Here is a 12110-nt window from a genome sequence, read left to right as displayed (position 1 = left end):
GGGGATCTACACTTGATTTCATCGAGGTGAGGCGCCGGTGGATCTTGCGAGCGTGATAGGTTTTCTTTTGGCCTTGATTCTGGTCATCGGGGGCATATTGGCGGGTGGAGACCCGGGGGCCTTTGTGGATGCCCCTTCACTTCTCATAACCGGTGGAGGTACCCTTGGTGCCGCCATAATGGCTAACCCGATAGAGAGGACCAAGGCATTGCCCAAGATCATCCGGAAGGCCTTTTTCAACGACCCGATAGATCTTCCTGGGCTCATTCAGACGCTGGTGAGCTTCGCCGAGAAGGCCCGCTGGGAGGGGCTTCTGGCCCTGGAGGAGGACGCAGCCCAGCTGGACGATCCTTTCCTCAAGAAGTCCATCCAGCTGGTGGTGGATGGCACCGATCCGGAGCTGGTGAAGTCCATCCTTGACACGGAGATAGGGCTCCTGGAGGAGCGTCACGGGGCCGGTAAGGCCTACTTCGACACCATGGCGGAGCTGGCCCCCGCGTTCGGCATGTTGGGGACCCTGATAGGGCTGATCCTGATGCTTGGCAACCTGGACGACCCGGACGCCCTGGGGCCCGGAATGGCCACGGCGCTGATCACCACCTTCTACGGGTCATTCATCGCCAACGTGCTCTGCATCCCCACCAGCAAGAAGCTGGCCTACCGGTCCAGCCAGGAGGTGCTGGCCCGGGAGCTCATGGTGGAGGGTATATTGGCTATTCAGGCGGGAGAGAACCCCCGGATAGTGGAGGAGAAACTCAAGGTCTTCCTCTCCCCGGACCTCAGGGCCAAGATGGAGGAGGAGAAGGAGAAGGAGCAGGGGGGGTGATGACCGTTGGCTCGGAAGAAGAAGCAGCCTGAGGGCCCCACCGGGGCGCCCCTATTCATGGCCACCTACGGGGACATGGTCACCCTGCTTCTCACCTTCTTCGTGTTCCTGTACTCCTTCTCGTCCATAGACGTCCAGAAGTTCCAGAAGATGATCTTCTCCTTCCAGGGGGCACTGGGGGTTCTGCCTGGGGGGAAGACCATCCAGGAGGATGCGGGGGTCTACCAGGGTAAGGTTGGCCAGGATGCGGGGGACTCCATAAAGAGGACCCAGGAGTTCAAGGAGGGCATAGCCAGGCAGCTCCAGGCCCTGGCCAAGGAGGAGGGGCTTCAGAGCCAGATGAAGGTTCATGTGGACCAGCGGGGGGTGACGGTCTCCATGTCGGAGCAGTTCCTCTTTGCTCCCGGTAGTGCGGAGCTGAGCCCCTTTGCCAGGCGGGTGCTCTTCAAGGTTGGACAGGTGCTGCGGGTTGTTCGGTTCCCCCTCTCCTTTGAGGGGCACACGGACAACACCCCAATGGAGGGGGGCCTCTACGGGGACAACTGGGGCCTCTCCGCCGCCCGGGCTGCGGCGGTGGCGTCCTACATGGTTAACCGGATAGGCCTGTCGGACAAGAACGTCCAGGCGGTGGGCTACGGGCCATCCAAGCCCCTGGTGCCCAACGACACGCCGGAGCATCGGGCCATAAACCGGCGGGTGGACATAGTGATACTGACGGAACACTCCATTTGAGCGAGGGGGAGGGACCATGGCTAAGAAGGCTTTGATCTTTGGGGTGATCGGGGTGGTGGTCCTGCTCCTCGGCATAGGGGGCGGGGTGATGGTGGGGCTCAAGTTCTTCGGCTCCGACAAGCCGGAGGAGAAGCTGCTCCCCCCGGGGCCCACCGTTTCCCTGGGAAGCTTCACCATCAACCTGGCGGACCCGGAGCCCCATCTAATTCAGCTGGGGGTTACTTTGGAGCTGGAGGACCAGGAGACCGCCACAATGCTGGCGGATCCCGGGTGGATGTCCAGGATAAAGAACGAGGTGATCCTTACGGTCAAGGACCGTAGGTACGACGACCTGAAGAGCTCCGAGGGGGCCCAGATCCTGGCTCAGGACCTGAGGGGTAAGCTGAACTCCATACTCCCCAGGACCAAGAAGACCCGCAAGGTGCCGGTTAGGCAGGTGTTGTTCGATCAGTTCATGCTGCAGTAAGGGGGTGAGACGATGGTGCCGGAGGTACTCTCCCAAAACGAAATAGACTCCCTGCTGCAGGCCCTCTCAAGTGGAAGCGTTGACCTGGCGGCCATAGAGAGCAAGGACGACCGGAAGATAAAGGTCTACGACTTCCGGCGCCCGGACAAGTTCAGCAAGGACCAGCTGCGGGCCATCCAGATGATCCACGACTCCTTCGCCAGGCAGCTGACCACCTCCCTGTCGACCCTGGTGAGGTCCATGGTCTCCTCCGAGGTGGTGTCGGTGGATCAGCTGGCCTACGACGAGTTCATAAGGTCCCTGGTGCAGCCCACGGTGATCGGGGTGCTGGAGATGTACCCCTTGAGCGGCAACGCGGTGCTGGAGATGAACCCCCACCTGGTTTTCGCCATAATCGACCGGATGTTGGGGGGCAAGGGGGAGCCCATAAGGAAGCCAAGGGACCTGACCGATATAGAGCGGACCGTGGTGGAGCGGGTGATGCTCAAGATCCTTGAGCACCTGGAGGAGAGCTGGAGCACCGTGGTGGACATCCGGTTCCGGTTCGAGAGCATGGAGAGCAACCCGTTCTTCGTCCAGATATGTCCCGGCACTGACATGGTGCTTTTGGTGACGCTTAAGGTTCAGGTGGGCGAGGCGGAGGGGATAATGAACCTGTGCATCCCCTACTTCGTGATGGAGCCCATGATAGACAAGCTGTCGTCCCAGCACTGGTTCGCCTCCACGGGGAGGAAGAACGTGGAGGGTGCTCGGGAGATAATAGAGGCCCGGCTCAGCAAGGTGGCGGTTCCGGTGGCGTTGGAGCTGGGGCACACGGTTCTCTCCCTGGGGGACGTGCTTCAGCTCCGGGAGGGGGATGTGATCCGCCTGGACGCCAAGACGTCGGACCCGCTGGGCCTCAGGGTGGGCAACCGGGTCAAGTTCCTTTGCGAGGCGGGCAGCTTCAACAAGCACTACGCGGCGAGGGTCCTCGAGGTTCTAAGCAGCGAGGAAGGTCTCGCCCATCAGGGGGAGGATTAGGCCATGGGCGAGGATTTCCTTAGCCAAGACGAGATAGACGCCCTCCTATCGGGGGGCAAGCCCTCCGGGGGCGGACCGTCCGGTGGCGGATCCATCGGCGGTGACGAGATGGAGATACTTAGGGAGGTGGCGTCCACCGCCGCCTCGTCGGTGGGCAACGTGATGGGCATGCTGGCCGGCAGGTCCGTGTCGGTCAACGTCACCAACTGCGAGGTGGCCCCCCAGAACTCGGTGGTGGAGAAGGTGGGGGCCATGTCCATCTTCGTCTTCTCCATGAAGTGGGATGGGCTGGACGACGCCCCCGCCAGGCTGGTGACCAGCGACAAGGGGGCCCTGACCCTGGCGGACCTGATGATGGGTGGGGATGCGAAGGAGCTCCCGGAGGAGCCCAACGACCTCTACCTCTCCGCCTCCCAGGAGGGCTTCAGCCAGCTGATCGGCTCCGCCCTTACCAGCATAAGCGGGCTTCTCAAGGGGGCCAAGCTGGCGCCCAAGGACACCTCCGGTGGTTTGGCGGACTTCTCCTGGGTGCCCTTCGACCAGCTGGCGGTGACCGATGAGGCATGGATAGCGGGCATGGAGGTGGCGGTGGACGACGTGGCCCCCTTCCCCCTCTTCCTGGTGCTGCCCGCCCCCAACGCCAAGGATCTGGCGGAGCGGATCAGGGAGGTCTCGGTCCCCAAGGAGGAGCCGAAGCAGGAGGCCAGGGCCCCTCAGGCTGCGGCGGCCCCCAGGGCCCCCCAACCCGCTGCCCCCGCCCGGGACGAGGGGTTCTACGCCCCCAGGAGCGCCTCCATATCCACCGCCCCGGTGGACGTGCGTCCCGCGGAGTTCGCCCCCCTGGGCGGACAGGAGGTGGCTATTTCTGCCAGCGCTATTGACCTGATATCGGACATTCCTGTTAGAATAACCGTTGAGCTAGGCCGGACCCGGAAGACCATCGGGGAGATATTGAACATGAGCCCCGGCTCCGTGGTAGAATTGAACAGGATGGCCGGTGAGCCCGTGGACGTCCTGGTTAACGGCAAGCTGATAGCCAGGGGCGAAGTGGTGGTCATAGACGAGAACTTCGGGGTCAGGGTGACCGAGATCGTCAGCCGGGCGGAGCGAATCCGCTCCATGGGCGTTTGAAGTAGCCATTTTCTTCCAGGAAGGAGAGGGCGGAATGGGAACCAGGGTTCTTATAGTAGATGACGCGGCCTTCATGAGGATGATGCTGAAGGATATCCTCACCAAGAACGGTTTCGAGGTGGTGGGCGAGGCCGAGAACGGCAAGATGGCGGTCCAGATGTACTCGGAGCTGAAGCCCGACGTGGTCACCATGGACATAACCATGCCGGAGATGGATGGCCTTGCGGCGGTGAAGGAGATCAAGCAGCAGGATCCCAACGCCAAGGTGGTCATGGTGAGCGCCATGGGGCAGCAGGCCATGGTCATAGAGGCCATAAGGGCCGGGGCGGCGGACTTCATCGTGAAGCCCTTCCAGCCCGACCGGGTCTTGGAGGCGCTGAGCAAGGCCCTCTCCTAGACGTTATGGGCCTCATCCCCAAGGGGGTGGCGGGGCGGTTCCCCCGGCGCCCCCTTGTGTTTATTTGATCATATTAAATTACGGTTTGGGGTGTCTGATTTGGAAGGGATCTCTATCTGGAACTACCTTCTGAAGGTGGCCCTTGGGTTGTCGGTGATAGGGCTCATGGCCTTTGGAGCCCTCCGACTGTCCCCCAGGTTCAGGGGGATTGGTGGCGGTGGAGTGGTGTCGGTTTTGTCCGTTACGCCCGTTGGGAGGGACCTGCTGTACGTCCTGAGGGTTGGCCCGTCGGTGATGGCAGTTATCTCCTCCCCAAAGGGGGAATTCGCGGTGCTCGATCGGTGGGACTGGGAGAGCTGGAGGGCCGAGGTGGGAGAGGGGGCGAGTGGCGGTGAGGCTTAGGTTGCCGCTGATTTTGGCGCTGGTCCTTGCGGCCTCTGCCGCTTGGGCTCAGCCGGTGCCTCCGACGCTTCCGATACCTGCCATAAGGGTTGGAGTGGAGGCCGCCAGATCCCAACAGGATGTGGCCTTGACGCTTCAGATAGTGGCGCTGATGACGGTGCTCAGCATGGCTCCCGCCATAATCCTCATGCTAACCAGCTTCACCCGGATCCTGGTGGTGCTGGGGTTCGTCAGGAACGCCATGGGGCTCCAGCAGATGCCCCCCAACCAGGTGATAGCCTCCCTGGCCCTGTTCCTAACCTTCTTCACCATGAGCCCCGTATGGGACCAGGTCTACAAGGGGGCCCTGGTGCCATACATGAGGGGGGAGATATCCGCCCAGAGGGCCTTCGATGGGGTGGAGGGGCCGGTGAGGGCCTTCATGCTGAGGCAGACCCGGGAGCCGGAGCTGTCCCTCATGGTGCGCCTGGCCAAGATGAAGCAGCCCAAGAACCCGTCGGAGGTGCCCACCCGGGTGCTGATCCCCGCCTTCGTCATAAGCGAGCTGAAGACCGCATTCCAGATGGGGGTGGTGATCTTCATACCCTTCATCGTGGTGGACATGATAGTCTCCAGCGTGCTGATGAGCATGGGGATGATAATGCTGCCCCCCATGATGATCTCCCTTCCATTCAAGGTGCTCCTCTTCGTGATGGCCGACGGATGGGACCTGGTGATCGCCAGCCTGGTCTCCAGCTTCAAGTGAGGTGACGGACCGTGGAATCCCTCAGCGTGGCGGACGCCTTCCGGCAGGCCCTTTGGATCTCCATGATAAGTAGCATGCCCATCCTGGTGATAGCCATGGTGGTGGGGCTGGTGATAGGCATACTTCAGACCGCCACCTCCATCCAGGAGCAGACCCTGTTGTTCATCCCCAAGATCCTGGCGATCATAGGGGGGCTGCTGATCCTGGGACCCTGGATGGGCAGGACGGTGGTGGACATGGCCCGGTTCCTGTTCCAGTCCCTGCACCGGTTCGTGTCATGAACTACGAGGCCCTGGTGGACGTTCTGGCGGTCCACCTGCTGTGCTCAATACGGGTGCTGGGGCTTTTGATGTCAAGTCCGGTCTTCATGCTCCCCTCCTGGCCCATACCGGTAAGGATGTGGCTGGCCCTGATGCTCTCCCTGCTCATGGTCCCTTCGGTTGATCCCCAGGTGCCCATGGTTCTCCTGGCTACCTGGACTGGCATGGCCATCTTCGCAGTTCGGGAGTTCCTGGTGGGGGCCATGGTGGGGCTCCTTTCCGGGCTCCCCCTCTACGCCCTGCAGCTTTCCGGCTACCTGGAGGGGAGCCAGATGGGGCTGGCCATGGCCACCCTGTTCGATCCCACCCAGGAGGGGAACGTGGCCCTGTTGGGGCAGGTGAAGTACCTGCTGGGCATCTGGTTCCTGCTCCACTGGAACGGGCACCTGGTGCTGATCGAGGCGATTAACCGCAGCTTCAGCCTGATCCCCCTGGGCAAGGGGGTGCTGGACCTGCCGCCGGGACAGCCGTTTGGCAGGTGGATCACCGACCTGTTCCTCCTGGCCATCCGGTTCTCCCTGCCCATCATGGGGGCCCTTCTGCTGGCGGACGTGGGGCTTGGGTTCGTGGCCCGGACGGTCCCCCAGATCAACGTCTTCATCCTGGGGATACCCCTGAAGATAGGCCTGGGGCTCATCCTGCTCATGGCGGTGATCCCCTTCGTGGTGGACCTCTTCTACGGAACCCTCGGGGGGGCCGTGACCGGGGCCCTGGAGGGGGTCATGATGTGGAGGTAGCCCCCATCCGATTGGACCTCCAGTTCTTCGCGGAGGAGAAGACCGAGCCCGCCACCCCGAGGAAGAGGCGGAAGGCCCGGGAGGAGGGGCAGGTGACCAAGAGCCAGGACCTCACCGCCGCGGTGGTGATCGCCTCCGGGCTCCTGGGGGTCCTGGTCTTCGGCGGGTTCTTCTTCCGCCGGTTGCAGCTTCTCTTCGCCCAGGTGATGGGTTACCTGAAGGACCCCTCAATGGGGGGTGAGGAGTGGCTGTTGCTCCCCTTCTCCCGGGCCCTCGGGTCCTACCTTCTCATATGGTTTCCCCTGGGTCTTGCCTGCGCCCTGGCCGCCCTGGGGCTCATGGCCTACCAGGTGGGGCTTATGATAACGCCCAAGCCCCTGGTGCCGAACCTGAACCGGATGAACCCGGTGAGCGGCATGAAGAAGATGTTCTCCGGCCGGTCCTTCGTGGAGATGCTGAAGGGGGTGCTGAAGGCCCTTATATTGCTTCTCATGCTCTATGGGGCCCTGAGGAAGGACCTTTTGACCCTGCTTGGGGCCATAGGGCAGCCCTTCGGGGAGGGCTTGGGGCTTGTAATGTGGCGGGTCTGGGTGCTCTGCATGAAGATGACCCTGATGCTAATGGTGCTGGGTCTCTTCGACTACGCCTACCAGCGGTGGGAGTTCGAGCGGTCCATCAGGATGTCGAAACAGGAGATAAAGGAGGAGTACAAGCAGATGGAGGGGGACCCGCTGGTCAAGCGCCGGATAAGGCAGCGGCAGCGGGAGCTGGCTCGGCGTCGGATGATGTCCGACGTCCCCAAGGCGGACGTGGTGATAACAAACCCGACCCACGTGGCGGTGGCCCTGAGCTACGACCGGAAGGTGGCGGAGGCTCCGGTGGTCCTGGCCAAGGGGAAGGGGCTAATCGCCCAGAGGATAAGGGAGATAGCCCGGGAGAACCGGGTGCCGGTGGTTCAGAACCCCCCCCTGGCCAGGGCCATATACGCCCAGGTGGAGGTGGGGGAGGAGATCCCCGAGTCCCTGTACAAGGCCGTTGCGGAAGTGTTGGCCTTCGTGTACCGTTTGAGGGGCGGGGCCCGGAGGGGCTGAGGGGTTTTAGCCTGGCTTTTTAGGAGGTTTTCATGGGAGGATCCGCTTCGGTTTCCAACAAGGTTCTGAGGTACGCGGACGTGGGAATGGCCGTCCTTTTGGTGCTCATCGTGGGGATGATGATAATCCCCCTGCCCACCTGGCTTCTGGACGTTTTGCTGGCGCTCAACATCACCTTCGGGGTGGTGATACTGCTCAGCACCTTCTACGTGAAGCAGGCGCTGGAGATCGCCGCCTTCCCCACCATACTGCTCATGGCCACCCTGTTCCGGCTTGCCCTCAACGTCTCCACCACCCGGTTGGTGCTGCTCAACGGCTATGCGGGGGAGATAATCAACGCCTTCGGCAACTTCGTGGTGGGGGGCAACTACGTGGTTGGTGGCGTGGTGTTCCTGATCCTGGTGATAATCCAGTTCCTGGTGATCACCAAGGGGGCCGAGCGGGTGGCGGAGGTGGCCGCCCGGTTCACCCTGGACGCCATGCCGGGCAAGCAGATGGCCATAGACGCGGACCTCAACGCGGGGATGATTGACGAGCAGGAGGCCCGGAAGAGGAGGGCCAACGTCCAGCGGGAGGCGGACTTCTACGGTGCCATGGACGGGGCCTCCAAGTTCGTAAAGGGGGACGCCATCGCGGGGCTCATAATAACCGCCATAAACATCCTGGGTGGCCTGGCCATCGGGGTCCTTCAGCGGGGCATGGAGCTACGGCAGGCGCTTAGCACCTACAGCCTGCTCACCGTTGGGGACGGTCTGGTGGCCCAGATCCCCGCTTTGCTGCTGTCCACCGCCACGGGCATAATAGTCACCCGGGCGGCGGGGGAGAGCGACCTGGGCAGGGACATGGTGGCCTCCATGACCAGGAACCATCGGCCCCTGTACATAGGTTCGGGCCTCCTCTTCGCCCTGGCGGTGGTGCCCGGGTTGCCCACCATCCCCTTCGCCCTTTTGGGCTCCGCCATGGCCGCCATGGCCTACGGGATCCAGCGGGAGGCCGCGGAGGCGGAGGTTCCCGCCGGCAGGGGTGAGGGGTCCCCCCAGCCCAAGGGGGCGCCTGGTGCTCCGTCCGCCCCTCCCTCCGCCCCCTCGGGGCCCGAGAACGTGCTGCCGCTGCTTACCGTGGACCCCATGGAGGTGGAGATAGGCTACGCCCTGATCCCCCTGGTGGACCCCTCCCAGGGGGGGGACATCCTGGAGAGGATAGGCACCATAAGGCGCCAGATGGCCATGGACCTGGGGTTGGTGGTGCCCCCGATCCGCATAAGGGACAACATCCAGCTCAAGCCCACCGAGTACGTCATAAGGGTGAAGGGGGCGGAGGTGGGCCGGGGGGAGCTGCTGCCGGATCACTACCTGGCCATGAGCACCGGTGGAGAGGACCTGCTGGTGGGGATCCCCACCAAGGAGCCCGCCTTCGGCCTGCCGGCCCTATGGATATCCCCCGAGATCCGGGACCAGGCGGAGGGGCTGGGCTACACGGTGGTTGACTGTCCGTCGGTGCTGGCCACCCACCTGTCGGAGGTGATCAAGAGGTACGGGGCGGACCTGATGACCCGTCAGGAGGTGCAGAAGCTGGTGGACCTGGTGGCGGAGACCAACCCGGCCATAACCAAGGACCTCCTGGACGTGCTGAGCCTGGCGGACGTGCAGAAGGTGCTGCAGGGGCTCATAAGGGAGCAGGTGTCCATAAGGGACCTGGTGACCGTATTCGAGACCTTGGCGGACCACGGCAGGTATACCAAGAGCCCGGACTATCTGATGGAGCGGGTGAGGGAGGCCCTCTCCCGGGTCATAACCCTGAAGCTCCAGGACCAGGACGGGGTGCTTGGGGTCTACACCCTGTCCCCCCGCTGGGAGCAACGGATAAAGGAATGCATCAAGGGGGACCTTATGCAGGGCTGGCAGCTGAACATGCCGCCTAAGGAGATGCAGGAGCTGATGGAGGCGGTGGGGGCCGCCGCGGAGGCCATGGTGATGGGGGGGCTGACGCCGGTGTTGCTCACCCATCCGGACGTGAGGCTGGTGGTGCGCCGCATAGTGGAGGGGAGCCTTCCCCAGCTCTTCGTGGTAAGCTATAACGAAATAGCCCCTTCAACTCAGCTTAGATCCCTGGGAGTGGTGGAGTGATGCGGGTCCTCAAGCAGATAGAGTTCGAGGCCAAGGATGACGCGGAGGCCATGAGGATCGCCTCCCGCCGGCTGGGGCGGGATGCGGTCATACTGAGCACCCGGCCGGTGAAGAAGGGGGGCTTCATGGGCCTCTTCGGTAAGCGGGTTTTGATGGTGACCGCCGGCATCCTGGAGGACGACGAGCCGGTGATGGATCAGGAGTCCAGGCAGAGGCTCTTCTCCTTTCAGCAGCTTCTGGACATGCGCAAGGAGGTCCAGCGGGCGGTGTCCGGGGTGGAGGCACCCCCCCCGGTTCAGCCCCCGGTGTCGCCCCAGCCCATGGGCCCGTTGAGCCAGGCGGCGGCCCTGGAGGCCTACGGGGCCGCCAGGAGGCCCGACCTGGAGGCCCAGGTGGAGGAGCTTCGCCGGACGTTGGACCAGGTGGTGAAGCGGGTTGGCTCCGGGGAGAGGTACCTGGGGGAGGACCCGGAGGTGAGGCGCCTGGTGGAGGCGGATGTGGACCCGGAGGTGGCCCAACGGATCCTGTCGTCCCGCCGGGGCGGTGAGGACCTGCTGGAGCTTCTGTCCTCCCGAGTGAGGGTCATGGGGTCCGATCCGGTGTCCGCCATGGGGGGGCGTCGGGTCATGTTCGTGGGTCCCACCGGGGTGGGGAAGACCACCACCATAGCCAAGCTGGCGGCGGTGCACTCCCTGTGGGAGGGCCGGAAGGTGGCCCTGGCCACCGCAGACACCTACCGGATAGCGGCGGTGGAGCAGCTTAGGACCTACGCAAAGATCCTGGGCATCCCCATGGAGGTGGTCTTCGAGGCCAAGGACTTTGAGGGGCTTGTGTCCAAGCACCAGGGGTGTGACCTCATAATGCTGGACACCGCCGGCAGGAGCTCCCGGGACGCCAAGAAGATGGAGGAGCTCAAGTGGCTCTACGACGCCTTCCAGCCCGACGCGGTGCACCTGGTGCTGGCGGCGAACCTGAAGTACAAGGACATGCTCAAGGTGATCGACCGGATGGCGGTGGTCCCCATCGGGTCGGTGATATTCACCAAGCTGGACGAGACCTACTCCTTCGGCCCCCTGCTCAACGTTTTGGAGGACTTCAACCTGCCGGTGTCCTTCTTCACCGTGGGTCAGAACGTGCCCAACGATATAGAGGTGGCCAAGTCGGAGCGGCTCGCCCGGCTAATACTGGAGGGGGACCAGATTGGATAGGCCCAACGGCAGGTTCGATCAGGCCTGGGCGCTTAGGGAGGCGGTCATGTCCTCCCGGCAGGCCCAATCCCGCTTCCGGGGGCTTAGGTCCATAGCGGTCGTTAGCGGCAAGGGTGGGGTGGGGAAGACCAACCTGTCGGTCAACCTGGCCCTGGCCATGGGCCAGCTGGGCCGGGACGTGATGTTGATGGACGCGGACATGGGGCTCGCCAACGTGGACCTGCTCCTGGGGGTGGTGCCCAAGCACCACCTGGGCCACGTGATCGGGGGGACCATGGGGCTGGAGGACATAGTGATATCGGTGAACGACCGGGTGAGGCTGATCCCCGGGGGGGCTGGGTTCTCGGACCTGGCGGACCTGGACGAGCAGAGCCAGGCCATGCTGATAGAGCGGTTCTCCGCCATGGAGTCCCAGGCGGAGGTGTTGCTGGTGGACACCGGGGCGGGGATCCACAGGAACGTCATATCCTTCGCCGCCGCGGCGGACCAGGTGTTGCTTCTCACCACCACGGAGCCCACCGCCATAAGGGACGCCTACGGGGTCCTCAAATCCCTGGTCATGGGGGTGTCCTGGAAGCCCAACGTGTCCCTGGTGGTGAACATGGCCATGAGCCAGGAGGAGGCCCTATCGGTGGCGGACCGGGTGAGGATGGCGGCCAGCCAGTTCCTGGACCTGGCCATAGACTACGTGGGGTACGTCCCTTGGGATCAGTCGGTGATGGAGTCGGTGAGGCGCCGGAGGCCTTTCCTCCTGGAGATGCCCGACTCTCCCGCCGCCTCCTGCGTCAAGGTTATAGCCCGGAGGCTGGTGTCCGGGGGGCAGGACCAGGAGGCCCCCCAGGGGCGGGGGCTCAAGGCGTTCATGCTGCGGCTGGGCAGGAGGATGCGGCTCAAGTCCTGATGTTTGGG

At 63.5% G+C, this 12110-nt stretch carries 14 protein-coding genes; all 14 read left to right on the top strand.

Annotated elements, in window-relative coordinates; genetic code table 11:
* Positions 1-37 precede the first annotated feature (37 nt).
* The 14 genes from TACI_RS06830 to TACI_RS06765 all read left to right on the top strand — a co-directional run bounded on the left by TACI_RS06830 (position 38) and on the right by TACI_RS06765 (position 12102).
* The gene (locus TACI_RS06830) at positions 38-826 is read left to right on the top strand and encodes a motility protein A (protein ID WP_012870068.1); all 789 of its coding nucleotides are present in this window, start codon (positions 38-40) and stop codon (positions 824-826) included.
* Positions 827-832: 6 nt separating this feature from the next.
* A complete protein-coding gene (locus TACI_RS06825) occupies positions 833-1558 on the top strand; it encodes an OmpA/MotB family protein (RefSeq protein ID WP_012870067.1) in 726 nt (241 codons plus the stop codon).
* A gap of 16 nt (positions 1559-1574) precedes the next feature.
* Entirely contained in the window at positions 1575-2024 is a 450-nt protein-coding gene (locus tag TACI_RS06820) for a flagellar basal body-associated FliL family protein (RefSeq protein ID WP_012870066.1), read from the top strand.
* Positions 2025-2036: 12 nt separating this feature from the next.
* Positions 2037-3044, top strand: a complete 1008-nt coding sequence (fliM, locus tag TACI_RS06815) for a flagellar motor switch protein FliM (RefSeq protein ID WP_012870065.1) — start codon at positions 2037-2039, stop codon at positions 3042-3044.
* A 3-nt stretch (positions 3045-3047) separates the two neighbouring features.
* Positions 3048-4175 (top strand): flagellar motor switch protein FliN, encoded by a 1128-nt coding sequence (gene fliN, locus TACI_RS06810; RefSeq protein WP_012870064.1) that lies wholly within the window; start codon positions 3048-3050, stop codon positions 4173-4175.
* A gap of 34 nt (positions 4176-4209) precedes the next feature.
* Positions 4210-4572, top strand: coding sequence for a response regulator (locus tag TACI_RS06805; RefSeq protein ID WP_012870063.1), 363 nt, complete (start codon positions 4210-4212; stop codon positions 4570-4572).
* Positions 4573-4671: 99 nt separating this feature from the next.
* Positions 4672-4974 carry a hypothetical protein gene (locus TACI_RS06800; RefSeq protein WP_164925196.1) on the top strand — a complete coding sequence of 101 codons (303 nt, stop codon included), beginning with the start codon at positions 4672-4674 and terminating at the stop codon, positions 4972-4974.
* Positions 4964-5719, top strand: coding sequence for a flagellar type III secretion system pore protein FliP (fliP, locus tag TACI_RS06795; RefSeq protein WP_242601089.1), 756 nt, complete (start codon positions 4964-4966; stop codon positions 5717-5719). Before TACI_RS06800 ends, fliP begins: the two co-directional genes overlap by 11 nt.
* Before the next feature lie 11 nt (positions 5720-5730).
* Positions 5731-6000 carry a flagellar biosynthesis protein FliQ gene (gene fliQ / locus TACI_RS06790; RefSeq protein ID WP_012870060.1) on the top strand — a complete coding sequence of 90 codons (270 nt, stop codon included), beginning with the start codon at positions 5731-5733 and terminating at the stop codon, positions 5998-6000.
* Positions 5997-6776, top strand: coding sequence for a flagellar biosynthetic protein FliR (gene fliR, locus TACI_RS06785; RefSeq protein ID WP_012870059.1), 780 nt, complete (start codon positions 5997-5999; stop codon positions 6774-6776). Before fliQ ends, fliR begins: the two co-directional genes overlap by 4 nt.
* Positions 6767-7867 carry a flagellar biosynthesis protein FlhB gene (flhB, locus tag TACI_RS06780; RefSeq protein WP_012870058.1) on the top strand — a complete coding sequence of 367 codons (1101 nt, stop codon included), beginning with the start codon at positions 6767-6769 and terminating at the stop codon, positions 7865-7867. Before fliR ends, flhB begins: the two co-directional genes overlap by 10 nt.
* Positions 7868-7899: 32 nt before the next feature.
* Entirely contained in the window at positions 7900-9993 is a 2094-nt protein-coding gene (flhA, locus tag TACI_RS06775) for a flagellar biosynthesis protein FlhA (protein WP_012870057.1), read from the top strand.
* A complete protein-coding gene (gene flhF / locus TACI_RS06770) occupies positions 9993-11201 on the top strand; it encodes a flagellar biosynthesis GTPase FlhF (protein WP_012870056.1) in 1209 nt (402 codons plus the stop codon). Before flhA ends, flhF begins: the two co-directional genes overlap by 1 nt.
* Positions 11194-12102: a MinD/ParA family protein gene (locus tag TACI_RS06765; protein ID WP_012870055.1), complete on the top strand. Its 909-nt coding sequence runs from the start codon at positions 11194-11196 to the stop codon at positions 12100-12102. Before flhF ends, TACI_RS06765 begins: the two co-directional genes overlap by 8 nt.
* Positions 12103-12110: the final 8 nt, after the last annotated feature.

The sequence above is a fragment of the Thermanaerovibrio acidaminovorans DSM 6589 genome (genome assembly GCF_000024905.1).
In the GTDB taxonomy this organism is placed as follows: domain Bacteria; phylum Synergistota; class Synergistia; order Synergistales; family Synergistaceae; genus Thermanaerovibrio; species Thermanaerovibrio acidaminovorans.
Note: the sequence above shows the minus strand (reverse complement) of the source record. Positions and strands in the feature narration are given on the sequence as shown.